Origin of the sequence: Rufibacter sp. LB8 (assembly GCF_014876185.1) — a bacterium.
GTDB lineage: Bacteria > Bacteroidota > Bacteroidia > Cytophagales > Hymenobacteraceae > Nibribacter.
On the sequence record NZ_JADALJ010000001.1, the window covers coordinates 3040250 to 3066024 of the forward strand.

At 51.6% G+C, this 25775-nt stretch carries 25 protein-coding genes, 1 tRNA gene and 1 pseudogene; 12 read left to right on the forward strand and 15 right to left on the reverse strand.

From position 1 onward, the window contains the following. Positions 1–11 precede the first annotated feature (11 nt). From IMY23_RS12775 to IMY23_RS12790, 4 genes are read left to right on the forward strand one after another with little or no spacing between them, the layout of a single operon-like run. A complete protein-coding gene (locus IMY23_RS12775; protein ID WP_192822458.1) occupies positions 12–410 on the forward strand; it encodes an STAS domain-containing protein in 399 nt (132 codons plus the stop codon). Beyond that, positions 394–807 carry an anti-sigma regulatory factor gene (locus IMY23_RS12780; RefSeq protein WP_192822459.1) on the forward strand — a complete coding sequence of 138 codons (414 nt, stop codon included), beginning with the start codon at positions 394–396 and terminating at the stop codon, positions 805–807. The genes IMY23_RS12775 and IMY23_RS12780 overlap by 17 nt, the downstream gene beginning before the upstream one ends. Continuing rightward, the gene (locus IMY23_RS12785) at positions 797–1840 is read left to right on the forward strand and encodes an ATP-binding SpoIIE family protein phosphatase (RefSeq protein WP_192822460.1); all 1044 of its coding nucleotides are present in this window, start codon (positions 797–799) and stop codon (positions 1838–1840) included. The genes IMY23_RS12780 and IMY23_RS12785 overlap by 11 nt, the downstream gene beginning before the upstream one ends. 7 nt (positions 1841–1847) lie before the next feature. After that, a complete protein-coding gene (locus IMY23_RS12790) occupies positions 1848–3185 on the forward strand; it encodes a sensor histidine kinase (RefSeq protein WP_192822461.1) in 1338 nt (445 codons plus the stop codon). 57 nt (positions 3186–3242) lie between these two features. Here IMY23_RS12790 and IMY23_RS12795 read toward each other — a convergent pair whose 3' ends face one another. Further along, on the reverse strand, positions 3243–3677 hold the full coding sequence (locus tag IMY23_RS12795) for a response regulator (RefSeq protein WP_192822462.1): 435 nt from the start codon (positions 3675–3677) through the stop codon (positions 3243–3245). 178 nt (positions 3678–3855) lie between these two features. Further along, positions 3856–4803, reverse strand: a complete 948-nt coding sequence (locus IMY23_RS12800; RefSeq protein WP_192822463.1) for a sterol desaturase family protein — start codon at positions 4801–4803, stop codon at positions 3856–3858. A gap of 232 nt (positions 4804–5035) precedes the next feature. Between IMY23_RS12800 and IMY23_RS12805 the strand changes: the two genes are divergently transcribed. Beyond that, entirely contained in the window at positions 5036–5440 is a 405-nt protein-coding gene (locus tag IMY23_RS12805; protein ID WP_192822464.1) for a hypothetical protein, read from the forward strand. A gap of 437 nt (positions 5441–5877) precedes the next feature. Next, a complete protein-coding gene (locus IMY23_RS12810) occupies positions 5878–6048 on the forward strand; it encodes a hypothetical protein (protein WP_192822465.1) in 171 nt (56 codons plus the stop codon). A gap of 111 nt (positions 6049–6159) precedes the next feature. Here IMY23_RS12810 and IMY23_RS12815 read toward each other — a convergent pair whose 3' ends face one another. After that, a complete protein-coding gene (locus IMY23_RS12815) occupies positions 6160–6672 on the reverse strand; it encodes a hypothetical protein (RefSeq protein WP_192822466.1) in 513 nt (170 codons plus the stop codon). Positions 6673–6989: 317 nt separating this feature from the next. Between IMY23_RS12815 and IMY23_RS12820 the strand changes: the two genes are divergently transcribed. After that, the gene (locus IMY23_RS12820) at positions 6990–7208 is read left to right on the forward strand and encodes a hypothetical protein (protein ID WP_225986500.1); all 219 of its coding nucleotides are present in this window, start codon (positions 6990–6992) and stop codon (positions 7206–7208) included. 186 nt (positions 7209–7394) lie between these two features. Further along, positions 7395–8483 carry an alkaline phosphatase D family protein gene (locus tag IMY23_RS12825; RefSeq protein ID WP_192822467.1) on the forward strand — a complete coding sequence of 363 codons (1089 nt, stop codon included), beginning with the start codon at positions 7395–7397 and terminating at the stop codon, positions 8481–8483. 248 nt (positions 8484–8731) lie between these two features. Here the strand turns inward: IMY23_RS12825 and IMY23_RS12830 are convergent, their stop codons facing one another. The 5 genes from IMY23_RS12830 to IMY23_RS12850 all read right to left on the reverse strand — a co-directional run bounded on the left by IMY23_RS12830 (position 8732) and on the right by IMY23_RS12850 (position 15044). After that, on the reverse strand, positions 8732–9250 hold the full coding sequence (locus IMY23_RS12830; protein WP_192822468.1) for a GyrI-like domain-containing protein: 519 nt from the start codon (positions 9248–9250) through the stop codon (positions 8732–8734). A 245-nt stretch (positions 9251–9495) separates the two neighbouring features. Further along, a complete protein-coding gene (locus tag IMY23_RS12835) occupies positions 9496–11262 on the reverse strand; it encodes an ABC transporter ATP-binding protein (protein ID WP_192822469.1) in 1767 nt (588 codons plus the stop codon). Between the two features lie 469 nt (positions 11263–11731). Then, a complete protein-coding gene (gene truA / locus IMY23_RS12840; protein WP_192822470.1) occupies positions 11732–12547 on the reverse strand; it encodes a tRNA pseudouridine(38-40) synthase TruA in 816 nt (271 codons plus the stop codon). Positions 12548–13222: 675 nt separating this feature from the next. Next, positions 13223–13663 (reverse strand): hypothetical protein, encoded by a 441-nt coding sequence (locus IMY23_RS12845; protein WP_192822471.1) that lies wholly within the window; start codon positions 13661–13663, stop codon positions 13223–13225. 160 nt (positions 13664–13823) lie between these two features. After that, positions 13824–15044 (reverse strand): acetyl-CoA C-acyltransferase, encoded by a 1221-nt coding sequence (locus tag IMY23_RS12850; protein ID WP_192822472.1) that lies wholly within the window; start codon positions 15042–15044, stop codon positions 13824–13826. A 56-nt stretch (positions 15045–15100) separates the two neighbouring features. Here IMY23_RS12850 and IMY23_RS12855 point away from each other — a divergent pair, with 56 nt between their 5' ends. After that, positions 15101–15568 (forward strand): DUF4293 domain-containing protein, encoded by a 468-nt coding sequence (locus IMY23_RS12855; protein WP_192822473.1) that lies wholly within the window; start codon positions 15101–15103, stop codon positions 15566–15568. An 882-nt stretch (positions 15569–16450) separates the two neighbouring features. On the opposite strand, the gene IMY23_RS12860 is transcribed toward IMY23_RS12855, so the two are convergent. From IMY23_RS12860 to IMY23_RS12890, 7 genes are all read right to left on the reverse strand, one after another. After that, complete coding sequence (locus tag IMY23_RS12860; RefSeq protein WP_192822474.1) at positions 16451–17137, reverse strand: DUF4476 domain-containing protein; 687 nt, start codon at positions 17135–17137, stop codon at positions 16451–16453. 253 nt (positions 17138–17390) lie between these two features. Further along, complete coding sequence (locus IMY23_RS12865; protein WP_192822475.1) at positions 17391–18560, reverse strand: AIR synthase related protein; 1170 nt, start codon at positions 18558–18560, stop codon at positions 17391–17393. Between the two features lie 127 nt (positions 18561–18687). Beyond that, the gene (locus tag IMY23_RS12870) at positions 18688–18891 is read right to left on the reverse strand and encodes a hypothetical protein (RefSeq protein ID WP_192822476.1); all 204 of its coding nucleotides are present in this window, start codon (positions 18889–18891) and stop codon (positions 18688–18690) included. A 12-nt stretch (positions 18892–18903) separates the two neighbouring features. Next, the gene (locus tag IMY23_RS12875) at positions 18904–20829 is read right to left on the reverse strand and encodes an OmpA family protein (RefSeq protein ID WP_225986501.1); all 1926 of its coding nucleotides are present in this window, start codon (positions 20827–20829) and stop codon (positions 18904–18906) included. 21 nt (positions 20830–20850) lie between these two features. Next, positions 20851–21333 (reverse strand): hypothetical protein, encoded by a 483-nt coding sequence (locus tag IMY23_RS12880; protein WP_192822477.1) that lies wholly within the window; start codon positions 21331–21333, stop codon positions 20851–20853. A 659-nt stretch (positions 21334–21992) separates the two neighbouring features. Beyond that, the gene (locus IMY23_RS12885; RefSeq protein ID WP_225986502.1) at positions 21993–22799 is read right to left on the reverse strand and encodes a (Fe-S)-binding protein; all 807 of its coding nucleotides are present in this window, start codon (positions 22797–22799) and stop codon (positions 21993–21995) included. A gap of 432 nt (positions 22800–23231) precedes the next feature. Continuing rightward, positions 23232–24635 (reverse strand): 4Fe-4S dicluster domain-containing protein, encoded by a 1404-nt coding sequence (locus tag IMY23_RS12890; protein WP_370589850.1) that lies wholly within the window; start codon positions 24633–24635, stop codon positions 23232–23234. Between the two features lie 108 nt (positions 24636–24743). On the opposite strand from IMY23_RS12890, the gene IMY23_RS12895 reads away from it, so the two are divergent. From IMY23_RS12895 to IMY23_RS12900, 3 genes and pseudogenes are all read left to right on the forward strand, one after another. After that, positions 24744–24819: transfer RNA gene (locus tag IMY23_RS12895), tRNA-Phe, on the forward strand. Positions 24820–25141: 322 nt separating this feature from the next. Next, positions 25142–25219, forward strand: a pseudogene (locus tag IMY23_RS20340) (hypothetical protein); the annotation flags it as partial. 126 nt (positions 25220–25345) lie between these two features. Continuing rightward, positions 25346–25663, forward strand: coding sequence for a hypothetical protein (locus IMY23_RS12900; RefSeq protein WP_192822478.1), 318 nt, complete (start codon positions 25346–25348; stop codon positions 25661–25663). Positions 25664–25775: the final 112 nt, after the last annotated feature.

Consider the following 25775-nt stretch of genomic DNA (forward strand, 5'->3'; position numbering starts at 1 on the left):
TCTCTGCAGCCATGGAAAGAATTCCTATTTTAAAGATGGGCCCCTTCCTGCTGGTCACCATTCAAGTGGATCTGTATGACCGGCTGGCCCTTACCCTGGAAAACGACCTCATCAACATGGTGAGCAAGACCGAAGCCAAAGGCGTGCTCATTGACATTTCAGCGGTGAGCATTGTAGACTCCTTCATGGGCCGCATCTTGGGCAACATTGCCTCCATGTCTAAAATCATGGACGCCACCACCGTGGTGGTGGGCATGCAGCCGGCGGTAGCCATTACACTGGTGGAACTGGGCCTCACCTTGTCTGGGGTGTACACCGCCCTGGACGTGGAGCAAGGCATGGAATTATTGCGGGACAAAATAGGCCACTTAGAAAAAGACGAGGAAGGCCTCTATGATAGTTTTATCTAAAGAGAAGCTTCCCATACAGAAAGAACAGGATGTGGTTTTGTTCCGGAACCGAATCAAGGAACTGGCCACCAAGATAGGCATGAGCCTGGTCAACCAAACCAAACTGATCACGGCGGCCAGTGAGTTGGTGCGCAACATGCTGCGCTACGGCGGCGGCGGCGTAACCCAGCTGGAGATTGTGAGCCGCAACAGCATGCCCGGCGTGCGGCTCATTTTCACAGACAAAGGCCCTGGCATTTCAGATATTACGTTGGCTATGAAAGACGGCTACTCCACGGGCAAAAGCCTGGGGCTGGGCCTGCCCGGTGCCAAGCGGCTGGTCAATGAGTTTGACTTGAAGAGCGAACCTGGCCAGGGCACTACCGTCACAGTTATCCGGTGGAAGAATGGACTTTAACTTTGACGCGCACCGCCAGTTCCCGCTCACCGACAGGAGTTTCCTGAACGTGGTACGCCGTGACATAGGCAAGCTGGCTGAAACTGCCGGTTTCTCTGAGGCCGAGGTGGGCCGGGTGAACATCATTGTCACAGAGATGGCCACCAACCTGCTCAAACACGCGGGCGTTAACGGTGGCGAACTGCTGGTGAAACCCCTTTGCCTGGCCAACGGCAAAACCTGTGGCCTGGAGCTGCTTTGCCTTGACAACGGCCCCGGCATGAGTGACCCCGCCCGCATGATGGAAGACGGCGTCTCCACGTTTGGGAGCATGGGCCAGGGCTTGGGCGCCATTCAGCGGCAGTCAGATTTTTTTGACCTTTATTCGCAGCGCGGCCTGGGCACGGTCATTCTCTCCCGAGTGTACCGCAAAGGCAAAGCCCCCAAACCGGCCGCCCGCAGTGAACAGAAATTTGAGATGGGCTTTGTGCTGGTACCCAAGGCCGGGGAAACGGTGAGCGGCGATGGCCTGGGTATACGGTTGTCTTACGAAGGCGCCTACCTGTTGGTGCTGGACGGTCTGGGCCACGGCCCCAACGCCCATGAGGCCAGCCAATCTGCTTTGAAATCTTTCCAACAGCAGCCCAAAACCACCCCCGCCGACATTCTGCGCGGCGTTCACGCCGACATAAAACGAACCCGTGGAGCCGTGGGCGCCATTGCCCATTGGAACGCGGAGACCGGCGCCTTGCGCTTCTGTGGCATTGGCAACATCAGCGGAAGGCTCATTGCACCGGACAAGGCAAAAAACCTGCTTTCCTATAATGGCACCCTTGGCATGAGCATGCCCAACACCGTCAATGACCAACTCCATACCTGGGAGCGCGGCAACCTGGTAGTGCTGCACTCAGACGGCCTTAAAAACCGCTGGGATTTTCAGAAATATCCGGAACTGACCCGCCATGATGCTACGTTGATTGCGGCAGTACTGTACAAAGACAACACCAGAACCACAGATGACACGTTAGTGGCCGTAGTGCGGGCCACTGAGTAATACCGCTATGGACCAACCCATCACCACCATCAAGCTGCAGAATGAACTAGACGTAGTACTGGCCTACAAGCGCGCCATGCAGTTGTCTGAGTTTTCTGGCTTGCCCGTGGCTTCCCAAACCAAATTCGCGACGGCGGTATCTGAGATTTGCCGAAATGTATTGGAGCATGTAGGCGAAGGCACCATCAGGTTCAACATGATTGACAACCGGGGCGTGCTGCTGCTGGAGGCCCTGGTTACCGACAGAGGCCGCGGCATTGCCAACCTGGAACAACTCCTGGACCGCAAGTACATGCCCACGGGCGGCAAGGGCCAGGGCATACACAGTTCGCGCAAGCTGGTAGACCATTTCAAACTGGAGAGCGACGCGGCCACCGGCACGCGCGTGCGGCTGCAGAAACGCATTCCGGGCAACCACCCGCCCATTAACAAAGCCATTATTCAAGGCTGGGCCGATTTTTTCACCCACGAGTCTGAGATTTCGCCCTATGCGGAGATTAAGCGGCAGAACATGCAGCTCATTGAAGTGATGGAGCAGCTGCGCGTACGCACCATTGAAGCCGAGTACCAACTGCAGGAAATCCAGCACCTGAACCAGGAACTTCAGACCTTTAACCAGGAGATCAATCTGCTGCTGCAGGAACGTGAGGAGAAAACCCAACAACTGGAGCAGGTGAACAAAACCCTGGATGAATTTGCCCACACCGTTACCCATGACTTAAAGGCCCCGCTCCACAACATACGGGGCCTGGCAGAGGCCGTGACTGATTTCTTGAACGAGGAATCCACGGAGGAAGCGCAGGCGGTCATGCCCATGATCATATTGCAGGTGAAACGCATGGACCACCTCATAAGGGATGTGTTGGCGTATTCGCTCACCGGGCGCCAGCAGATACAGCAGACCCAGGTGTCTTTGCCAGACTTGCTTAACCACGTGCTGGCCGCCATCTCCATACCAGAGCAGCTACAGATTGTGGTGGCAGACAACCTGCCTGTATTAGAGGCCGAGGAAATTTACCTGCAGCAGATTTTCAGCAATCTGTTGAGCAACGCCATTAAGTACCATGACCTGCCAAACGGCCACATCTGGGTGAAAGCCAACGCAACAGATAGCCATTGGGAGTTTACCGTAGAAGATGACGGGCCCGGCATTCCCGCAGAAGACCAGGAGAAAATTTTTGAGCTCTTTGAGACCACCAGTGACGTAAACCACCCAGACAGCACTGGCATTGGCCTGGCCTTAGTACGCAGAATTGTAGAAGAGAAAGGCGGAAAGATTTGGGTAGATTCTACCGGGCGCGGAACAGCCATGCATTTTACGTGGCCGGTTCCTAAGGAAGCGTAAGGTTCAAAAATAGATACGAACAGAAAGACCCGCCAAGGCGGGTCTTTCTGTTGGTGGCTATTTTTGTTTTTTCTGGTTGTATTGGGCCATGATTTCCTTTACGTCTGTCTCGGTTAAGGCTTTGGAGAAGTGCTGCTTCACGCGCTGGTAAGTCTTAAGCCTTTCCAAGTCATAGAAACTGGCCGAAGAAGTGAGCATCAGGATAATCATGCTTTCGCTCTCACCCAGGTTGCTGGCGTGGTACTCGTCCAGGAACGTGAACCCATCCATCACCGGCATTTTAATATCCAGGAAAATAAGGTCGGGGAATTTGTTGTCACCTTCGGCTTTGCCTACGCTTTGCAGGTACTCCAACGCCTCTGCCCCGTTTTTCTTGATGACTATTTGCTTAGCCACCCCCATCTTGGCCAACAGGCGCTTGTTCACAAAATTGGTGGTATCATCATCATCAACCAACATGACCATTTCCAACGGCTCAAACTGAGTCTCCATAGACAAATATTCTTAGGCGGGCAACGTACAACCCGTAAACTGTAACTTACGTGCAAAGATAGCAATTCCAACGTAACCCAAATCTGTGCTTTCACACCCAGTTGCGGCTAACGTTCTTAAGTGTCTGGCCCTACACATAGAGAAAGACAAATGTACAAGCCCACCAAACGTAAATAAGCTAAAACTGTTGGCTTATTTTTTCAGGTTCAGGTGCTGGCCTGGTCTTTGCCTGGGGCATGGGCCCCTCCTGCGCACTATTTTGTGGTTGGTTTCGGCCAAAGCCGTAGCGCATTTGTTCATGCCAGCGTCGGGGAAAGGCCTGGCTCTCGTCAAAGCCCAGTTCTATGTCACGCCCATCTTGGGGCACATACGCGGTTTTGAACAGGTAATCCCAGAGGCTCAGGCTTATGCCAAAGTTGGCACCGTGGCGCTGGGGCAACTGTTTGGCGTGGTGCCAGATGTGCATCTGCGGGTTGTTGAAAATATACTTGAACGGCCCCAGTGGCAGCCGCACGTTGGCGTGGTTTAGATGCCCAATGCTCAAGGCCACAATGTGTACCAGAAAAAAATCCTGCAAGCCAAAACCCACCATAGCCAACGGAATGTACTCCAGGGTTCTATACACCACGTTTTCCATCCAGTGAAACCGCAGGTGCGCGGCAAACCCCATTTGGTGCACAGAGTGATGCACCTTGTGAAATTCCCAGAGCCAGGGCACGCGGTGCAGCAGACGGTGCACGTTCCAGTGAATAAAGTCGCGGAGCACAAACAGGGTGAGCAGTTGCGCCCAAGCGGGCCAGGTACCAATCTCCAGGGCCACCAGATTCTTCAGCCCCAGCCAGGCCAGAAAATCCTGAAAGGCATGCACCGCCACGTTGGAGATGGCATAGAACCCAATCAGCGAGAACAAAAAGAAATTGAAGAAAAGGTAGAACCCGTCTAGCCAGAAATCTTGCCGAATTCTGGGTTGGTCTTTGCGCCAGGGCAAGGCCAGCTCCAGCAGGTAGACCGCCACAGAAAGCCCTAGCAGCCAGTACACGTAGTTCCCCCAGTGCGGGTGGAGCAGTTCGGCGCCCAGGTACCACGCATATTCTTTGAAGGACTGCCACAGAAGGTCTAGGTACATAGGGGCAAGTTACTTTTTTATGGCCATTGCGGCAAAGACCGCCCGTTTACTGCCGGTGGTCCCCATCTGCAACACGTCTGCTTGGGCGCATGGTTCCCCGGCGGCAGGCGGGCAATTCCAACACTGGGCACCGCTGTTGCGTATGATACCCCAAGGAGTGCGCCTGGTTTCTGTTCGTTCTTTTTTGGCGGAACAGATTCTGGCCTTACCCTTACCACTAACCACTACCGCTATGGCCATTAATCTACAACAGATAAGCGCCCGCCTCACGTTCTACATGCGCATTAAGGAGCTGGACAAGTACCAGCTGTCTGTGCTTACCCAAACCCAGCCGGCACTGGTGGGCTGCATTCTGCAAGGCGAAGAATACAGCATGGATGAATTACTGGCTTTTCTCAAGCAATTGCCAGACCTTAATTCCCGCTGGGTTATTTACGGCGAAGGCAACGTGTTCAAATCTGAGGACCAACCCAATGCTTCCTCTCTTGACCCCATGCTCAAGAAAGACCGCTCTGCCTACCTGGCGGAGATGCAGACCCTTTTGCAGCAACTGGAGGAAGTGGAGAAGCAGAAACAGGAGCAGAACCATTTAGACCAGCTTCGGCATAAAATACGGGATTTAACGCGCCACATTTAATTTTGGCAACGATCTGATTCTTTTTCAGTTGCAAACTATTTGGTGCCTTCAAGCTGGTTTTTCCATTGACTCTTGGGCACTTGGCTACGCATGAAGGGCAACTAAAGGCTTCTTTCACCAGTAGTATAATTGCTGTGGCCAACCAACGAGAAGGCTCTTTCTATATAGGTTTCTTTCTCTGCGGAACGGGGCCATTTGCCAGAGCCGGACACAGATTTCACAAGGTCATTGGCGTTCTGGCCAGTGTTGGTGACAAACAAAACCAGTCTGTGCCAGCTTATTCTTCTTTTACAGCAAAAGTGCCACAGCAGCAGATCACAGCAGATTAGTACCGCGTGTCTGGGAGGCATTGCTAAGTTTTTGTTAATTGTTGGGCGCTCACGTAGGGGTAGCGCTATGGAATTTCAGTCTAACTAGTACAGGAGGGAGGTTACCATATGAAACACCGAAAGCTGAAATTACCGGAGGAGTTGCAGTACAGCAACCGAAACCGTTGGGGTTTTGTCTCACCAGACAACCCCCCGCTGGTGTTGCAGCAGACACTGCCGCCAGTAGCACCACTGGCTGAGATCTATAACTTTTGCGGTTATACATTCTCAGATAACTAAAGACCTAAAAAAGCCGAAGGGCAGGAAAGATATTGCTTTCCTGCCCTTCGGCTTTTTTAGGTGGATTCTGTTTTGGGGCTCATTTCTGAAAAAGAGCCCCAAAACAGAAAATTATCTGGAAGCCTGCATGCGCTCAAACGCGGGCTTTGGTTGAATCTTGAGGCTGTAGTAGTTTTGCTCCAGTCCGCCGCGGGCCACGGCTACTTTCCCGTTTTTCTCATAGATTCTGAGTTTCACGTTGGGGGCAATAGGGTCTTGGCGGGTAAGTTTCATGGCGGCAGCACGCAAGCTACTCTGTAACTGACTGATCAGGCCCTTCCGGAAGACGGTGTATTCAATAGCCTGCTCGCCTACCCCGTCACCTTCCACGTACAGCACCGCTGCCAGGCTGGTACCGCCGTCGCCTATCTTGAAACAGTGCCTTGGTGTTTCATCACCGCCGCAGTTGCCGTCATAGAGCCAGCCTTTGCTTTCTAAAGATGCTCTTATTTCCTCTACTGACTTTGTCTGCAGGCTTAAGAGTTCGTTCACCTGTAATTTTTGCGCCTGAGCCCCTTGCAGGCCCAATACTGCCAATGCCAGAACGGCGGCTACGCTTCTCAAAAATGAATAATACTTTTTCATACCAATCGCTTTTAAATAGTACTCTGAGTGTGCAGTCTCTATCACTCTATACGGCGGAAGGCATTTTTGGATAGGGCTATTTCTTAAAATTTTACTAACCCCTTATTTAATTAAGTCTATCCAAAGTGCGTAAAATATGCGCGAAAATCTATATTGAAGGCCTTTCCGGTAGTGCCATCTCCTTATTTGCTATATCATCACCAACCACAATACATTAATAATACAACAACCTTCATTTATAAATACTGAAACAATTAGGCACGGTTTATGGTATAAGTACTATTGCAGCGTCTTAGAAAAGTGATGCCAGAAAGGTCATGATGAAGCAACTGAGAAGAATAAAGCTTGAATTATATAACTTAAAAACCAAAGCACGGAAGATTTTCATGCGGGGGTATGAAGACCTCACCATGCTGATATATTACCATGACTTCAAGAAAAACTTTCAGTTGCTGATAGTGGGCCACAATGACTTGCTTCTAGCAGAAAGGGAGATTTCACGCGAAGAGGCGTTCAGGATTATGAACACCCGCTAACTCAAAATTGTACCCCACCTTTGGGGCTTTTTATATACCCGGCGCAAGCCAACACCACAAACGAAAGGACTAGCCTACCATGGCTGGTCCTTCTTGTTGTGGGCTACTCCATACAGCCTTCTTTCACTAGCAAAAGGTTTTAGGTACGCCTGTATCTTATACCCGAAAAGTGCCGTACGCCTGCCTATGCGCTCTTTTCAACAAGCCTCCATTTACACCTTATTGCTGCTTCTGCTGCTAACGGCCTGCACGTCCACAGACACTGCCCGGCTGGAGACGTTGCCGCTGGCTTCGGCCTCCGCCCCCTTGTCGGTGATTGCCCTGGGCTCCTGCAACTCCCAGGACCGCAAGCAGCCGCTTTGGGAAGAGATTCTCAAAAACAACCCGCAACTCTGGATCTGGCTAGGCGACAACATCTACGGCGACACCGAGGACATGGCGCTGCTCAAAGTCAAATATGAGAAACAGCGGCAACAGCCCGGCTACCAGAAACTGCTTGCCACCGTGCCCGTGGTTGGCATTTGGGACGACCATGATTACGGGCAGAACAACGCAGGCAAAGAATACGCACACAAGGCCGAGAGCCAACAGCTGTTCTGGGATTTTGTAGACGAACCCGCCAACAGCCCCCGCAGAAAGCAGGAAGGCGTGTACAGTGCCCATACCTACGGCCCGCCGGGGCAGCAGGTGAAAGTCTTGCTGCTGGACGGCCGCTACCACCGTGATCCTTTAATAGGCGAAGAACCCAAATACAAACCCAACCCCACCGGTGACATGCTGGGCGAGGCCCAATGGCAGTGGCTGGAACGCGAACTCACCAACAGCACGGCTCAGTTCCACCTCATTGGCAGCGGCCTGCAGTTTATTGCAGATGACCACCGGTATGAGCGCTGGGGCAACTTTCCGGCTTCCAGAAAGCGGCTGTTTGACCTCATTGCCCGTACCAAAGCCGCCAATGTGATCTTGCTTTCCGGAGACCGCCACTTTGCCGAACTGTCTAAGATAGACTGGCCCGGCGTGCCCTATCCGCTTTATGATCTTACCAGCAGCGGCCTGACCCATAACTGGCGAGACGGCTTTTTCATTGAGCCCAACCGCCACCGCGTAGGCGCCATACAAGACCGCCTGAACTTTGGGCTTCTCAAAATACATTGGGACCAGAACCCCGTGGTGGTGGAGTTTCAGATAAGAGGCAAAAGCAACCGCCTGGTGCAACGCATAAAAGCCGAATATGACGTGCCCGCCCTTACCGCCGTAAACCCGAAGGAATTCTAGAAACCGAGCACCTAAATCTGCTTCTTTGTTCAAACAAAAATTCCTGTTTTCGGGCTCATTTCTGGAAATGAGCCCGAAAACAGGAATTTTACAGGGAGAAACTTCGGAAGGAAATCAGTTCAAAAGCACTTCTTATATCATGTATTCGGTCAAGAATAGAATTCTCTGTAAAGAAGACGAAATGCGTGAAATGATTTGAGTTCCTAAGCTAGCAGAAGAAGCTTTCAGCTACCAACTCTTTGGAATTCTTACTTCAAAAACACCTGAATCTGGGCGGGCTTGCCTTCTGGGAAACGTTCCACGTAGAATTCCTGCAGGGCAAGCTTGTGCTCCTCAGCGTAATCAAACAGGGCTTCATAGATTAATTTGGGCGCCAGCATCACGCTTGCCTCAGATTTCCCCAGCAGCACCGGTTGGCCGGCGGGCACCACCCGCAACTCAAAGCCTTGGGGCACCGCCACCGTAGAATCTGCCACGGCCACGCCAATAAATGCCTTGAGCAACTTGGTTTCTTTGGTGGGTTTATTGTAATAGATGCCGGCAAAATCGCCGGTCAGTTGTTTTTTCTCCACCAGCTGGCCCACCTCGGTGAAGCGCTCGCCCAGCTCTTTGGATTCTGGGTTGCCCTGGTAATAGCGGCCCACCACAAAGGTCTGCTCAGAGGTTGCCTTGGTGATGTCAACGCTTGAAAAACCGCCTACGTACGCGTAAATCCCGAGGGTGATGGCCAACACCACCGCCATGTAGATAAAAAACTTCTTATTCATTTATGAAATTGCTGCTTGTTAATTGCTGATTGTTCTGTGGCTAGTAAGCACGGTGAAACTAACCGCAAGAACGAATTACTCTTCTTTTGTAATCCTGAAAGGATCTCGGTTGCGAACTAGACAGGCTTTTACGAAACGTTTTCTTAGCTTGCCACTGAAATCCTTTCAGCATGACAAAGAAAGTCCGTAGAAATTTCCGTTTTCGGGCTCGTTTCTGAAAATGAAGCCGAAAACGGAATTATCACCTACACGAAATTCTTGTACTGCATCTCGTGGAGTTGCGCGTAGTAACCACCAGTCTGCAGCAGTTCCTCGTGTCTTCCGCTTTCCTTGATTTCGCCGCGGTCTAAGACAATGATGTTGTCTGCTTTCTGAATGGTAGAGAGCCGGTGCGCAATCACAATAGACGTTCGGCCCTGCATTAACTGAGAAATGGCGAACTGAATCAGTTCCTCGGTCTCTGAGTCAACGCTGGAAGTGGCTTCATCCAGAATGATGATTTTAGGGTTGTACACCATGGCGCGCACAAAGGAGATCAACTGCCGCTGGCCCACTGATAAGGTAGCACCGCGTTCCATCACGTTGTACTGCAGACCGCCGGGCAAGCGCTCAATAAACCGGTCGGCGCCTACCAGTTTGGCGGCGTGCCACATCTGTTCTTCGGTGATGTCTTTGTTGCCCAGGCTAATGTTATCGGCGATGGTGCCGGAGAACAAGAACACGTCTTGCAACACCACGCCAATCTGCCGGCGGAGCAAATCGAGGTCGTATTCTTTGATGTCTACGCCGTCTACTTTAATGGTGCCTTTGTTGATTTCGTAGAAACGGCTGAGTAAGTTGATGATGGAGGTTTTGCCCGCGCCCGTCGCGCCCACCAAGGCCACGGTCTGCCCGGCGTGCACGTTGAACGAAATGCCGCGCAAAACCCAATCCTCGTCATTATAGGCAAACCACACGTTCTCAAAAGAAACATCGCCACGCACGTTTTCAGGTCGATGTTCGCCGGAATCAGAAATCATTTCCTGGCTTTCCAGCAGTTTCATAATCCGCTCAGAACTCACCACGCCCAGTTGCAGCGTGTTGAACCTATCGGCAATCTGCCGAATTGGGCGGAAGAACATGGCAATGTACATGATAAACGCAATCAGAGAACCCAGCGTGACGGTGTCCTGAATCACGCCCTTCGCGCCGTACCAGACCAGGAGGCCCGTACCAGCCGCGCCAATCACCTCGGCCACCGGAAAATACACCGAGTAATATAGCACCGATTTGATGTTGGCGCGCGTGTGTTCTTTGTTGATGGCCTCAAACTTCTTCATCTCGCGCTCCTCGTTGTTGAAGATTTGCACAACCATCATGCCTGTTATGTGCTCCTGCACAAAAGCGTTGAGCTTGGCCACCGCGCCCCGCACTTCCTGGAAAGAGGCCTTCACCTTCTCCTTAAAAATGTACGTGCTGATGATCAACAACGGGAACATGGAAAGGCTCACCAAAGTGAGTTTCCAATCAATCCAGAACATGTAGCCCAAGATGAAGACCAGTTGCAGCACATCGCCAATCATAGCGGCCAGACCTTCAGAAAACACGTCAGAAAGGGTTTCCACGTCGCTCACGTTGCGGGTCACCAGCGTACCAATGGGCGTGCGGTCATAGAACTTAAGTCGTAGCTTTAAGATGTGCTCGTAGAGTTTCACGCGTATGTCGCGCACCACGTACTGGCCCAGCCAACCGGCAAAATACGTATGGAAATAAGACACCGCCGTGTGCGCCACCAGCAAAACTATCAGCCAGATGAACATTTGGTTCACGCCTTGCCAGTCATACTGCAGAATCTCCTTGTCCACCATTTCCTGAATCAGGAAGGGGCGCACCGTGGCCAGAAACGCCGAGGCCACCGTCAGGAAAATCACCAGGTAGAACACCTTCTTGTAGGGCGTGACAAACCGGAAAATCTTCCGCAGCACGTCCCAGTCAAAGGCACTCCCGGTTTTGTTACCGCCTATTTCACTCATGTAGTTTGTTTCGCTAATATATTGGAAGGCAGACGATTGGATCTTTATTTTTGGCTCAACCCAAGGAGTTTACCACGCGTCCATTCCGTTTTTGCCCTCATTTCTGAAAATGAGCCCGAAAACGCCCGTGCCCTCCCGGCAAAAGTACACAATTGCGCCTTTAATCTGATATCCCTTGACGCATCAAAAGTAAACCGACAACCCAGAGATTAGTTACCCTTATTTATCATTGTCTACATCCCAAAAAACAAGAGTGTAATCCCCTCTCCCTCTGGGAGAGGGTTAGGGTGAGGGAGTAATAACATTAGTAATTCTAGGCTCTTGCTGATTTTACAGACTATTAAAAGTTGCTGGGGCCAGCGTCTCAGTGTACCCAAGCAGTCATCGGAGACAAGGCAGTGCCTTGTCTCTACAAGAGCATGGTAACTGTTTTCAGTCTCATTTCTGAAATGGAAGCCAAAAACGAGGATCACTCCGCAGTCTGTTCTGGCTTCATAATCGCCTGGGCGGCAGCTTCCTGGTCAAACAACATCTGCTGCTTCTGGAAATAATTTTCAGGATACTCCACACGGTGCAGAAACAGACCTTGGGCGGGCGCTGCCCCGCTGGCCAGGCTTCTATCCTGGCGTTCAATGATTTCCCGGAACTGCGCCGGTGTCAATTTGCCTTTGCCCACATCCAGCAGCGTGCCCACAATTAACCGCACCATGCCGCGCAAAAACCGATTAGCCGAAATAGTGAAAATCAGCAAGTTTCCCTCCTCGCGCCAAAAAACCTGGGAAATGGTACAGCGGTAGTGCTTGGTATCGCCTTTTACTTTGGAGAACGTGGTGAAATCTTCCAGTTCCAGCAGCGCCTGCGCCGCCTGGTTCATGGCTTCTACGTCTGGCTTTCTGGAAAGCATGGCGGCATGCCGCACCAGAAACGGATTTCGGCCTAAAGAGATTCGGTATTCATAGGTGCGCTGCACGGCATCAAACCGGGTATGCGCTTCTGGCCCCACTTGAAACACCTGCCCAATGGCAATGTCTGGTGGCAAGATTCGGTTGAGTTTGTGCTGGATTTCTTCTGCGGCCATAACCTGTGGCAAGTCCACGTGCACCCATTGTTGGGAGGCATGCACGCCGGTATCTGTTCGGCCGCTGCCTATGGTCTCTACTATTGATAATCGGAAGACTTTTTTCAGGCAATCGTCCAGCACCTGCTGCACCGTGACCGCGTTGGGCTGCGTTTGCCAGCCATGAAACCGCGTTCCGTCATACGCCACCTCTAGAAAATACCGCATGGCGCAAAGATAAGGAAATTAGCCCCACCCCCGGCCCCTCCCCAACGGAGAGGGGAGATTAATAGACCCGCCCTGAAGGGCGGGTCTATTCAAGGCAAAACAATTTATAAAGCCTCAGCACGGAGGGCGAACAAGGCATTGCAGCTTCTCAAATAGTAGCAGCGTTTCCTCCCGACCATGCGTAGGGCAGCCTTGGCTGTGCGCCCGAAGCATGGGAGGGAGCAAGTAGAAGCCTATGAATGGCAGTGGCGTAAGTGAGCTATGAAAGAAATAGCATTAGCCAAGTGCAAAGAAATGAACTCCCGCCTGTCTGAGCGGCAGCGAGTTCGGGGGTTCTTGATTCTTTTGGTTAGGTTGAGCATCAAGGAGAAAAGTGACAAACCTTGGCAAAATGTAAGAAAGAATTAGGCAAGGTAGGTGGTTGGAGTATTGGCCATAATGTTAGTGGCAAGGCAGTCTCAGTCGTTGGTGAGAACACCGACAACGGCGAGAGGCAGACTTAGTTGTTGGCTCCTAGGAATACCAGCAACGGTAGGAATCAGCTAGTGTAAACATCTCCCTTCATCCCCTTCAAAGAGAGAATACGCGTTTGGCAAAAGGGTATTACTTCAGTTCAAAAAATACTTCAGCAAGCAAAGGCAGAGAACTACTATCATAAGAATTTTAAAGCAAACCCTACAATTTCACCAAAGACAATTGCCCTCTTTCACCCTGCCATTTCGCTTGACGCTGATCACGCTTGCGTTCATACTTCTCCTGTAGTTTCTGACGGTCTTGCTCATAATCAGCTTTCAGACGGGCTAGGTCCTGCTCAAAGGCAGCTCTATCTCCGTTGTTAGACTTGGAAAACCGGTCATTGAGTTTATGCTGCCGACGGTTATAATCTTCTTTCAATTTAAGCTGGTCGCGCTCGTATTTATCCTTAGCCTGCGCCAGTTGCTGTTGATATTTTTCATCTTTCTTAGCTGCTTTAGCTAAGGTTTTAGCGCGTTGCTTTTCAGTTTTAGACAATTGCGCCTTCTGCTGCACGCCAACTCTAGTATAACTCTGAGCAGCGACATTTTGTCCAATCAAAAGAAGTGCTATAAAAGACAAGACAAAGACAAACTGTTTCATTTTTCTAAGGATTTAATATGACAACTTCCTCGCAACGTTTGTGCCAGATTGAGCTTCTAAAGAAATTAAGGCCTACCTCTTTCGTCAACTATCTGCCAATCAGGTATAAAAAAATCCCGCCTGCTTTTCACAGACGGGATTTATATTTTCAGCTCTACTCTTATCCTTCAGAGCCGTCACATTTTTCATAAAGAATGGCCAGGCCCTGCCCTACACCAATGCACATGGTAGCTAAACCGTATTTGGCATCTGACCTTCGTTGCATTTCATGCAGCAACGTAGCTGAAACGCGGGTACCGCTGGCACCCAGTGGGTGACCTATGGCAATGGAACCACCGTTCACGTTCACTTTGCTTTCATCTAAACCCAACTCCTGCATACAGGCCACGGCCTGCGCCGCAAATGCCTCATTCAACTCCACCAAATCTAAATCTTTGACTTCTAACCCAGCACGCTCCAATACTTTTCTGGTGGCGGGCACCGGCCCAATGCCCATGTGCGCCGGGTCTACACCCGCTACGGCGGCGCCCACAATCTTGGCCATGGGTTTGAGGTTATGTTTGCGCACGTAATCTCCGCTTACAATTAAAGCAGCGGCGGCACCGTCATTAATGCCCGAAGAATTCCCGGCGGTTACCGAGCCATTCTCCTTAATAAAGGCAGGTTTCAACTCGGCCAATTTCGCCAACGGCGAGAGGCGCGGGTGTTCATCGGTGTCAAATACCAAGGGGTCGCCTTTTTTCTGCGGAAGCGTGACGGGCACAATTTCGTCTTTGAACTTGCCGGCCTGGGCCGCAGCCTGGTAGCGTTCCTGTGATTGAAGCGCGAAATTATCCTGCGCCTCACGCGTCACGTTCCAGTCGCGGGCTACGTTCTCGGCGGTTTCGCCCATGGAAAACGGGTGGTACAGTTTTGACAAAGCCGGGTTGATGAAGCGCCAGCCAATGGTGGTGTCATGAATCTCAGGGCTGCGCGACCAGGCCGCATCTGCTTTCGCCATCACAAACGGCGCGCGCGTCATGCTCTCCACGCCACCGGCAATGTAGACCTCGCCCTCCCCGGCTTTGATAGCGCGGCTGGCATCCATGATAGACTGCAGACCCGAAGCGCACAGTCGGTTCACGGTCACGCCGCCAATCTCCTTGGGCAGACCCGCCAGCAGCCCGGCCATGCGGGCCACGTTGCGGTTGTCTTCGCCGGCTTGGTTGGCCGCGCCCAAGATAATGTCTTCCACGTCTTCGGGGTTCACGCCGGGGTTGCGGGCCATCAGGGCTTTGATCACGTGCGCGGCCAGGTCATCGGGCCGAACCGTGCTGAGCGACCCCCCGAATTTCCCCACCGGGGTACGTACTATGTCTAGGATATATGCGTCTTGCGCCATGGATTGCCAAGTTTTATGTAGCTTTGTAAACTATCTGCAAGTTAACTAACCCTGTTATGATACAAAGAATTCAAAGCGTGTTTCTCTTCCTTTTAGTGGTGGCCATGGTATCTCTGTTCTTTTTGCCCATCTGGGCGAAAACCAACCCCGCTGACAACCAGGAATATGTGCTCACCGCTTATCAGTTAGGCCCCGTGAACGGTGCCGCCACTACCAGCACCATCTTCATTGCCGTGCTCGCCGGCCTGGCCGGACTAATTGCCCTTTACGAGATTTTCCAGTACAAGAACCGTCTTACGCAAATGAAACTGGGCATGCTTAATTCCCTGGTAATGGCAGGTTTGATGGGCTTGGTGTTCTACTATTCTTCTTACGTAGGCGAAGACCTGGTAAAAACTACTACGCAAGGCGACTACCTCTCAGGCTTCTATCTTCCGGCAGTTGGTCTGTTAATGAACGTACTGGCCAACCGTTTCATCAAGCGTGACGAGGATTTGGTGAGGTCTATGGATAGGCTGCGCTAGGCGATATTTGATTTTTCTTTTCAACCCGTTTTGGGGCTCATTTCCGGAAATGAGCCCCAAAACGGTTTTTTCTTTTTTCACGTCATCCTGAGCATTCCTGAGGCGGTAGCCAAAAGTAGCGAACGAAGCGAAGGGAAGCTCTCGCAGATAGAAATTGAACGTCATCCTGAGCTTGTCGAAGGATCTAACGAAGATTATTGCTTTCCTCTTCTTGACTTTCAGAGGTGTACAAGCAGTTTCCTTCGCCGTTGGTGGTATTATCACCAACGGCGAAGGAAACTGCGTTCCCAGCTGCCATTGTGCATGCAGTTTGCTTTCCTTCCAAATGACCGCTGCATCCCGAGTTCTACAAGACGGCCTTTTCCATTGCCGGGCTCCGAGCGCTCACGGCCGCGAGGCCCCGCCTTCCCCTCTCGCACTGCCCGTCTTGGCCATGACTGTTATCTGCCTGTAGTTCCCGTCGTTCAAGGCCAACCCGCGAGGCGCTCGATGGAAAGGCTGGAAAAGGTACAGTTTGAAAGGCAGTCTGCGTTTTGGGCATCAGCAGTGCTGCCTGCTCAAAAGACTTCACAGGTTTTGGAAACCTGTGAGGTCTGCGCCAATTGCGTTTTCGGGCTCTAAACTGGAAATGGAGGAGAAAACAAGCATATCATTCTCTACCGCAAGTTTAGCGACAGCGTAACTTGCGGCAGAGGTTTTTGTAGAGACTAGGCACTGCCTTGTCTCCAACGGTCGAGGACCCGACGAACGCCTGCTCAAAAGACCTCGTAGTGTGCGCAGCTCCTACGAGTGTCTCCGCCAAAGACCTTTTCTTCCACAACACATATTCCCAAAAACTCCCCTCCTATTCTAGGAGGGGCTGGAGGTGTTCATTATCCTATGTTACCGCTTATAGATAAAATCCTGGAGTTGGTGTTTGCTGCTGGGGAGATCCACGGCGTCTATAACCCGGGGAAACTCTCTGAGGTCGCAGATATAGGCATAGGCGAATTTGGCGAGGGCTACGCGGCGGTCTTCAAAATTGATGGCCTGCATCAGCAGCAAAAGGTCATCGGTGTAGAGGCTGCCGGCCAGTTTGAGTTCGCCTTTGGCAATTTCCAGGCGACGGTCGTCAAAACCTTCTTCTTTCATAAACCTAAGGGTGCGCTCTATCTGCCGTTCATCCATGGCCCCACGGCATTCTGCGTTGTTGGGTGCATCTGGGTTGGGAAGCGGCGCTTGCGGCTGCAAAGGAATTTCCTCCACCTTCCGGAGCACAAACCCTGCGCGCCGGGCGGGCTCCAGCACATAGATTGCCTCAAACCCGGCCTTCAGGAAAACCTGCGCCCTGATGTTGAGCGGCCGTCCGCGCCGGACTACTTTCAAATCGAGCCAATAGTTACCGGCGGGCAGATCAGCCACGGCCACGCGGTTAGAGGCCACGGTGTTGATCACTTTTCCACCCAGGACTACGTAAAACCGTTCGCCGCGCTGGCTTTCCACTAAGATAGCAGCTTCCCGTGGTGCCTGGGCTTGCGCCAGGCTGGTGAATAGAAATAGGAAGAAAACGGAGAAGTAGAATCTGGTCATGGCCGTAACAATTAGCACGTAAGCAATGCGTGGCCAAATCCAAATATTATGCCAAATCTATATTCCGAAGGGAAAAAGAAATCCCGTTTTCGGGCTCGTTTCTGAAAACGGAGCCGAAAACGGGAGTGCGCTGTCAGCCTGGAAAGAGCTTGTGGGCAAACTGTGGAAGCGTTTAATAATTGCTTGTCTAGCTTGCCACCGAGATCCTTTCAGGATGACAGAAAAGATGCAAGACCAAACTGGCTGTAACCAATTATCCTTGGTACTTGAACTCGCCGTAGGGGCTGGTGATGGTGAGTTCGTTTTGTTGGCTGGCTTCTACGCGGCCAATAATCTGGGCGTCCAGGTTGAACGACTTCGCAATAGAAATCAAATCCTGGGCAATATTTTCAGGCACATAAATCTCCAAACGATGGCCCATGTTGAAAACCTTGTACATTTCCTGCCAGCTGGTGTTGCTCTGCTCCTGAATTAGCCTGAACAGCGGCGGAACGGACAACAAATTGTCTTTGATGATGTGCACGTTTTTGGTGAAATGCAGCACTTTGGTCTGCGCCCCGCCGCTGCAATGCACCATGCCGTGTAATTGGCTTCTATAATCTTTTAAAATAGCCTGCACCAAAGGCGCGTAGGTTCTGGTTGGCGACAACACCAATTTCCCCACGGTAAGGCCGGTTTCTTCATTGATGTCTGTGAGGCTGCAGTTGCCGGAATACACCAAATCTGCGGGTACGGCCGGGTCAAAGCTTTCTGGGTACTGCTTGGCCAGGTAATTACCGAACATATCATGGCGGGCGCTGGTGAGTCCATTGCTGCCCATGCCACCGTTGTACTCGGTTTCATAAGTGGTCTGGCCGTAAGACGAAAAGCCGACAATCACATCGCCGGGCTGGATAGTGTGGTTGGAGATAACCTCAGAGCGTTTCATGCGGGCGGTCACGGTGCTGTCCACAATGATGGTACGCACCAAATCGCCCACATCAGCGGTTTCGCCGCCGGTGCTGTAAATGCCGATGCCGTTGTCTCTGAGCATCTGCAGGACTTCCTCGGTGCCGTTGATGATGGCGGCAATCACTTCGCCAGGCACCAGGTTCTTGTTGCGGCCAATGGTGGAAGACAGCAGAATATTATCGGTGGCGCCCACGCACAAAAGGTCATCAGTATTCATGATGATGGCATCTTGCGCAATCCCTTTCCAGACAGATAAGTCACCGGTTTCACGCCAGTAAAGATACGCTAAGGCAGATTTGGTACCGGCGCCGTCGGCGTGCATAATGTTGCAATAATCGGGGTCGCCCACCAGCAGGTCTGGAATGATTTTGCAGAATGCCTGGGGAAACAAGCCTTTGTCAATGTTCTTGATGGCGTTGTGTACGTCTTCTTTGGAGGCCGAAACGCCGCGCTGCAAATACCGGTTTTCCATGGGTGGGCAAGGTTGAGTAAAGCCGTTTTGGCCTGTGTTTGGCAAATGGAGCCCGAAAACGGAAACCGGTTGCGGGGCAAAAATAAGAAAGCCTCCCGGTTATGGGAGGCTTTTCTTTCTCTATTTCTTATCTGGACGTGTTTTGCTCTTTATAGCGCCGCACATAATACGCCAACAGCAGCATCATCCCGAAACTCACACTGAAACCATCCAGGAAATCAGCAGCGCCACCTGGAATGATATACGTAAAGACATTCACCGCACTGAAAATGGAGAAAATGCCGATGCCCGTGAACAGAATCCCGAAAATCAGTAAAAGAAAATTGGCCATCTGCTGCAAGGATTACTCGTCAATACGGGTCACCTTGAACTCGGTGCGGCGGTTCCGCTGGTGCTCTTCCTCGGTTTTGGCGTTGCGCACCACCGGTTGGGCCTCACCGTAACCGCGGGCCGTGATGCGGGCTGGGTCAATGCCTTTGGAAATGATGTAATCCACGGCACTCTGCGCCCGGCGTTGCGACAGGTCTTGGTTGTACTTGTCATTGCCGCGGCTATCTGTGTGCGAACTCAGTTCAATGGTGATTTTAGGGTTGTCTACCAGCGTCTGCACCAGTTTGTCTAGTTCCACGGCGGCGTCTGGCCTGATATCAGACTTGTCATAGTCATAGAAAATATTCTCTACCACAATGGCTCTGTTGCGCACAATCTTGCTGAGCGTGAGCGTGGTGCTAAGTCTGATTTCGGTCAATGGGTTTGTGAGTTCACTCTGCGGCGGTGTTTTGCCCTGCGTCACCACAGACTGCCGCGCCGCGAAATAGCCTTCCCGCTCGCCTAACACAGAATACACGCTGGCGCTGTCTAACTTAAAGGTGAAAGCGCCGGTGGCATCTGAAAGTACTTCGGTGACTTTTACGCCTTGGGCGTTCTGCAGCGTCACGCGGGCGTTGGCCATGGGCGTGGTGGTGTTAGTAGTTGTGTTTCGCTCCAGCACGCGGCCGTCTACAAAGAAATTGACCAGTTTGGGTTGACGTTTCTCGAAGGCGTAGATATCATCGCCGCCCTGCCCTCCGGCGCGGTTAGAGGCGAAGAAGCCTTTCTCGGTCTCGGTGAAGAAGATGGAGAAATCATCACCTATGGAATTGATAGGCGTACCGAGATTAATCACCGAATCGCCATTGATTCTAAACAAATCCAGTCCGCCCAGACCGCTGTGTCCGTCTGAGGCGATGTACAGAGTACCATCTGGCGCCACGTGCGGAAATGCCTCGTTGCCGGGCGTGTTGATGGTGGGTCCTAAATTTTCAGGACGAGAAAATCTTCCACCGGCATCTAAAGTTGTCTTCCAGATGTCATTCCCGCCTTGGCCGCCGCGGCGGTCTGAGGAGAAATAAAGCGTTTTGCCATCGGGCGAGAAAGCAGGCGTGGCGTCCCAGGCGGAGTTTTCGTTGAAGCTCAACAAAGTGGCTTCTGACCAAGTGCCGGTTTTAAACTGTGATACATACAAATCCACGTCTTGCCGACCAGACTTCTTACCGCTGTTGCTTCTGGCAAAGACCATGGTTCGGCCCTGGTTGGTGAAGGCTGGCGTGGCATCATGAATACCGGGCGCGGTGCCGGGGCCTTCCAGCGGTCTCAAAGAGGCTGGCGCGGCAGAACCCGTATCTGCTACGGCCACGAAATAGATATTCTGGAAGCCTTCGCCGTTGCCCAGGTATTTGGTTTCCTCTCGGCTAGCCGAGAAAAAAAGCTGGCCTTCGCGCACCACGGGCGCAAACTCAGAGGCGGCGGTGTTAGTGCCGGGCACCGGGCGTACCAATTGGTAAGAGGGTTTATTGAGAATGGAAGGCAATACCTTGAGGTTCTCAACTTCGCGCTGGGCTTCTTTAATGAAGGTGCGGTTGGTGGCCACGGCCAGATAACTCTGGAGTTGCGCGGCGGCTTCTTCATATTTGCCGGCGGCTTTGAGGGCCTTGCCGTAGCGGAAAAGGGTTTCGTCGTTTTTCACCCCGGCGTCAAGGGCGGCTTTGTAGTATTGGTCGGTTTGTGCGAGGCGGTTAGAGAGGCGGTAGGCCTCAGCGAGCTTGAAGTTGACCGGGCCCGGATTCTTGCCTTTCGCCAGCGCGGCCTGGTAATTTTCTATCGCCAGCTGGTATTCGCCTTGGGCAAAGTCTTTGTCGCCTTTCTGCACGGCGCTCCGGAACGGGCCACAACCCGAAGCTAGCAACGTTAGGGCAGTGCCCAGGACCAAAATTCTATGTTTCAGCATCATGCAGTACTACGCGTAAAAGCTCTAAAAGTAACGGGCCAGCCAGGTTTCTTTGGCTGGTTTGGGCCAGTGGTCTTGCACGCCGCCCACGGTCTCCACCAAGGTGTCAAAATATAAGGTATCTGGGGATAAAGAACCATCGGCCACTTTCTTTTTCACCTCGGGCAAGGAAACGGTCTGCACGCCGTCTGCCGTCTTGAACGCCAGGCGGGTACGGTCAAAGAATCCAACGTTGAAATCCTGTTCTAATTGCCTTAAATAGTTGACGGACTTGTCAATGGAGCAGCCGCTGGCGCTGGCCACTTGTTCATTGGTGGCCAGAAACAGGAAATGCCGCTCCCGTATGGCAAACGAAGCCTGCAAATCACGCCCGTGGCTGCTCCACTCGGTCACAAACGCCAGCAGTTGCTGGTTCATCTGCGCTTCTTCTTCAGAGGTGAGCGGCCGGCTGAGTTGGTAGACCCACACGCGGCTCTGGGGCGGTAACTGGTGAAAGGGAACGTACATTGGTTAATGTGCTGGTTTTGGTTTTGAGTATCATGTAGCAAGTACCAGGTAGCAATACACATGATTTCTGTTTTCCGTTTTTGGCCTCGTTTCTGGAAATGAGGCCGAAAACGGAAATTTGGTTCTGGTTGTTTAATCTTTCCCTGCTTCAAGTTTTCAACTTGGAGCCATCCATGATGGAAGTTTATCAACTTCCATATTTTTCATTTACAACAAGCGATTGGAGTACATCCGCTTTGCTGTTCAGATTTGCTTTAATTTGCTCTTCCGGATTTATCAATCCGGAAGTTGTCTGTCGGGGATTTATCAATCCCCGTGCCTGCTTTTTCCCAATTGACCAGCAACGGGGATTAGGAAATCCCCGACAGAGTGGTTCAGGATTAGAAATCCCGAACAGCAAATGTGAAGCAGCGCAGTCGCCTTCTGCCTCCTGTCGCAAGTTTAGCGATAGCGTAACTTGTGGCTAGATATGTTGGAAGTTTATAAACTTCCTTATTCCCTTTATCTGTAAGTACGCAAGTTGATAAACTTGCGGCGTGTAAAGCTCCAAGTTACGCTACCGCTAAACTTGAAGCAGAAAAGGCGTTTTTGGCTCCGTTTCCAGAAATGAGCCCGAAAACGCACTCAGCCTCTTGATACCTGATACCTGCTACTAAATGCTACGCATTCAAGCCTTCGGCCTGGGCTATCAACTCTGCGATGTCAAAGACTTGCACGCTGTCTTCTTTGTTGTGGCTTTTCACACCGTCGGCCATCATGGTCATGCAGAACGGACAGGCGCTGGCAATGATGGTGGCCCCGGTGCCAATGGCTTCCTCGGCGCGCTCCACGTTGATGTCTTTACTGCCGGGTTCTGGTTCTTTCCACATTTGGGCACCACCGGCACCGCAGCAAAGTCCGTTGGCGCGGCTTCGTTTCATCTCAACCAAGTCAGCGTCTAAAGCAGCCAGAACTTCGCGGGGGGCTTCATAGATGCTGTTGGAACGGCCCAGATAACAAGAATCATGGAACGTGATGCGTTTGCCTTTGAATTCGCCGCCGCCGGCAATTTTCACTTTGCCCTCGTTGATCAGGTTCTGCAAAAACGTGCTGTGGTGAATGACTTCGTAGTTGCCGCCCAGGGCTGGGTATTCGTTCTTAATGGTGTTGAAGCAATGCGGACAGGCGGTGACAATGGTTTTGATGCCGTAACCGTCTAGCGTAGCGATGTTGGTCATGGCCTGCATTTGGAACAGGAATTCGTTACCCGCGCGCTTGGCGGGGTCACCGGTGCAGGTTTCCTCCATGCCCAAAACGGCGTAACTGGTGCCCACGTGCTCCAGAATACGCACGAAGGCGCGGGTCACGGCTTTGTAACGGTCATCAAAGGCGCCGGCGCAGCCTACCCAAAATAAAACTTCAGGGGTTTCACCGCGGGCGGCCATGTCTGCCATAACGGGTACTTGTATCTGTTTTTTCTCTGACATCTGTGGTAATGTGCTAATGGGGTAATGTGCTGATGTGCTAATTTACTCGGCATGCCGCACAAATACTAATGGGTGTTAGGTGGGGCTTGCGTTACTCTGGAAAGAGGGACCCACCCCTACCCCTCCGAGGAGGGGAATTATCTACTTATGTAATCCTCGCTGTTCGGGAATTCTACTCCCGAATTTGCCTGCTGCGGAGTTCCACTCCGCCGGGAACCGAGGCATGTGAAGGGAGTAGAACTCCCCGGCAGACTACTTTCGAAGTAGAACTCCGAAAGAGCTGGAGAACTTGAACACGCCAAAAGCTGTTTTGCAACTTCCAACTCAACTCGTTCTTCCCCACCTTCCCTCTTTGGTGATCCTCCCCTCCTCGGAGGGGCAGGGGTGGGTTACAAGAATTCCAGAAAGTTCGGTTCTGCTCCCCGCTAGAACTTAATTTTTTGAAGCTGTAAACAAATCATCAGCCCAATTGAAGCGGTCACTGGGCGAGAAAGCCCACGGGGCACCGTTGTTCTCAATGTTGCTGAACATGGTGTTCAACGCTGCTGGTGCCGCAGATTCTTCAAGCACCAAGAACCTACGCAGGTCAATGATGGTAGACAGCTGGTTGATGTTCACAGGGCAGGACTCCACGCAGGCGTTGCAGGTGGTACAGGCCCACAGTTCCTCCGGAGTAATGTAGCCACGTAGCAAAGTGCGCTCGTCAGAGACTTTCACGCGCTCAGACTCTTCTTTGTAGTGTGCGGGCGCGAAGATGATGGGCGCATGGCCTACTTCCTCCATCCGGTCACGGGTATCCATCACAATCTTACGGGGCGACAATAATTTGCCGGTAAGGTTAGCCGGGCAAACGCTGGTACAGCGGCCGCACTCGGTACAGGTATAGGAATCCATAAGCTGTTTCCAGGTGAGGTCTTCCACGTCCTTCGCGCCAAATTTCTGCGGATCAATGCCTTCGGGGGCGGGCGGCACCACGTAGCTGGGGTCCAGCATGGCTTTGATTTCATGCGTAATGCTCTCCACGTTGCTGAACTGGCCCTTCGGCTCCAGCTTGCTGTAGTACACGTTGGGGAACGCCATGATAATGTGGAAGTGCTTGCTAGACGGCAGGTAATTCATGAACAGCAGAATGCCCACAATGTGCACCCACCAGCCAATACCGGCAATCAGGCTCAACGTGCTTTCATTGCTCCCGAATAGATCTACCAACCCAGCGGTCACCGGAAAATAGCCCGGCAGGTCATGCCCGCGCAATTGAGCCAGCTTCTGGTCAGCAATGTTGAACGCGAACAAAGCGGCCATCAATACTATTTCTGTGATAAGAATTACATTGGCATCCATCTTGGGCCAGGCGCGCATCTCAGGGCCACGGGTGAGGCGGGGCACTTTGGTCAATGTTCTTCTTGCAATGAAAATAATACAGGCCACTACTACCAGCAGCCCCAGAATTTCATTGGTAGCCATCAATGCGCTGTACACCGGCCCCAGAAAGCCCAGCACGCGGTGCGTCCCGAAGATGCCGTCGATCAGGATTTCGATGACTTCAATGTTGATGACCAGGAACCCCACGTACACAAACAGGTGTAAAAAGGCTGGCCACGGACGCTTGAACATTTTTTGTTGGCCGAACGCGACCAGCAAAACGGCGTTGAGGCGCTCAGACACGTTGCCCGAAATGTCTTTGTCGCGGCCCAGGTTAATGTTGGCGGTGATTTTACGCATCTGCCAGACAAACAGACCAATACCCAGCGCAGCTACAAGAAGAAAGATGATTTGGTGGATCACAGACAGGAATTTAGCGGTGAAAACTGCTTCTATTACGAACGAATTTAACAAAGTATTCTGAAACGGGTGCAAAAGATTTTTTTGCAGTAAGTTTTGCAAATCTGCGCAGGCTGCTTACCTTTGCATACTTTTTAACCAGAACGGCAAAAAGTAAGTGCTGGTGATGTAGCTCAGTTGGTAGAGCAAAGGACTGAAAATCCTTGTGTCGTTGGTTCGATTCCAATCATCACCACCAGCATAAAATAAGAATCCCGCTTCCATAACAAGGAGCGGGATTTTTTGTTTCTCCTCTACTTATAATCCTACTGGTTGCTAACAACTCAGATCTGGAGTTGAACCACTACGCGTTACTCGTTATGTAGTACATCTTTATACCATGATATAATTACAAGAAGACGGGTACCATGCTCACTGAAATCCTACCCTACCGTCTACTACAGTTTGACTTGTTGGATAGCGTGCAACACAATAGTATCATGCAAACGGTGGACAGACCCACCTCCCATTATGGAAGGGGTATCATGAAAGTCGCCTCCCAGAGATATAACTAGCCCTGGCAGCTGAAGTGCGAGCGGAAATCTCCCTGCTATACTAAAAGACCATCTGATCTGCCTTTTGTTTACAGCAACTCGTAACGAATATCATTCAGGTGACGTTTGTGAGATGACTCAAAATGTACATCCATGCTAGTCTACAAAAGCGGGTTCTTATTGCTGGAATTCGAACCCAGAATAGATACTATATTAGTTAGTTTACCTCCTGTGAGTGATATTCACGTCTCTGAGATTAGCAAGACGTTTGAGGTCATCACCGAGCATGTAAGGAACTATGACGCACGGAGGCTCCTGTTTGATGCAAGGACAACAAAGGTTGATATGCAGGAGGAAGTAGTCGCACCAATTATCTCTGAATTCATACAATCCCTGGCTTCCACCCGTATCAGAAAGATCGCGCGTGTTGAATCATCAAGTTTCTTAAGGGAGACCCACGTCTCTAAGGCGTTCAGAGAAAATGCACGCCGCATTCAGTTTAAAAGCTTCACAGAGATTGAACTTGCTGCAGAATGGCTGGAGGAGTAAATTATTGCCTTGATTAAAGGAATAAAAGAAGGAATGCAACAACAAAAACCCCAAATCAGGACATAGTTGCCTACCATAGATTCACAAGACATATAGAACAATCCTTTCTGGC

Bases quoted from the DNA above. Each gene is read 5' to 3' on its own strand.
- IMY23_RS12775 (WP_192822458.1), top strand. From the start codon at position 12: ATGGAAAGAATTCCTATTTTAAAGATGGGCCCCTTCCTGCTGGTCACC.
- IMY23_RS12780 (WP_192822459.1), top strand. From the start codon at position 394: ATGATAGTTTTATCTAAAGAGAAGCTTCCCATACAGAAAGAACAGGAT.
- IMY23_RS12785 (WP_192822460.1), top strand. From the start codon at position 797: ATGGACTTTAACTTTGACGCGCACCGCCAGTTCCCGCTCACCGACAGG.
- IMY23_RS12790 (WP_192822461.1), top strand. From the start codon at position 1,848: ATGGACCAACCCATCACCACCATCAAGCTGCAGAATGAACTAGACGTA.
- IMY23_RS12795 (WP_192822462.1), bottom strand. From the start codon at position 3,677: ATGGAGACTCAGTTTGAGCCGTTGGAAATGGTCATGTTGGTTGATGAT.
- IMY23_RS12800 (WP_192822463.1), bottom strand. From the start codon at position 4,803: ATGTACCTAGACCTTCTGTGGCAGTCCTTCAAAGAATATGCGTGGTAC.
- IMY23_RS12805 (WP_192822464.1), top strand. From the start codon at position 5,036: ATGGCCATTAATCTACAACAGATAAGCGCCCGCCTCACGTTCTACATG.
- IMY23_RS12810 (WP_192822465.1), top strand. From the start codon at position 5,878: ATGAAACACCGAAAGCTGAAATTACCGGAGGAGTTGCAGTACAGCAAC.
- IMY23_RS12815 (WP_192822466.1), bottom strand. From the start codon at position 6,672: ATGAAAAAGTATTATTCATTTTTGAGAAGCGTAGCCGCCGTTCTGGCA.
- IMY23_RS12820 (WP_225986500.1), top strand. From the start codon at position 6,990: ATGATGAAGCAACTGAGAAGAATAAAGCTTGAATTATATAACTTAAAA.
- IMY23_RS12825 (WP_192822467.1), top strand. From the start codon at position 7,395: ATGCGCTCTTTTCAACAAGCCTCCATTTACACCTTATTGCTGCTTCTG.
- IMY23_RS12830 (WP_192822468.1), bottom strand. From the start codon at position 9,250: ATGAATAAGAAGTTTTTTATCTACATGGCGGTGGTGTTGGCCATCACC.
- IMY23_RS12835 (WP_192822469.1), bottom strand. From the start codon at position 11,262: ATGAGTGAAATAGGCGGTAACAAAACCGGGAGTGCCTTTGACTGGGAC.
- truA (WP_192822470.1), bottom strand. From the start codon at position 12,547: ATGCGGTATTTTCTAGAGGTGGCGTATGACGGAACGCGGTTTCATGGC.
- IMY23_RS12845 (WP_192822471.1), bottom strand. From the start codon at position 13,663: ATGAAACAGTTTGTCTTTGTCTTGTCTTTTATAGCACTTCTTTTGATT.
- IMY23_RS12850 (WP_192822472.1), bottom strand. From the start codon at position 15,044: ATGGCGCAAGACGCATATATCCTAGACATAGTACGTACCCCGGTGGGG.
- IMY23_RS12855 (WP_192822473.1), top strand. From the start codon at position 15,101: ATGATACAAAGAATTCAAAGCGTGTTTCTCTTCCTTTTAGTGGTGGCC.
- IMY23_RS12860 (WP_192822474.1), bottom strand. From the start codon at position 17,137: ATGACCAGATTCTACTTCTCCGTTTTCTTCCTATTTCTATTCACCAGC.
- IMY23_RS12865 (WP_192822475.1), bottom strand. From the start codon at position 18,560: ATGGAAAACCGGTATTTGCAGCGCGGCGTTTCGGCCTCCAAAGAAGAC.
- IMY23_RS12870 (WP_192822476.1), bottom strand. From the start codon at position 18,891: ATGGCCAATTTTCTTTTACTGATTTTCGGGATTCTGTTCACGGGCATC.
- IMY23_RS12875 (WP_225986501.1), bottom strand. From the start codon at position 20,829: ATGATGCTGAAACATAGAATTTTGGTCCTGGGCACTGCCCTAACGTTG.
- IMY23_RS12880 (WP_192822477.1), bottom strand. From the start codon at position 21,333: ATGTACGTTCCCTTTCACCAGTTACCGCCCCAGAGCCGCGTGTGGGTC.
- IMY23_RS12885 (WP_225986502.1), bottom strand. From the start codon at position 22,799: ATGTCAGAGAAAAAACAGATACAAGTACCCGTTATGGCAGACATGGCC.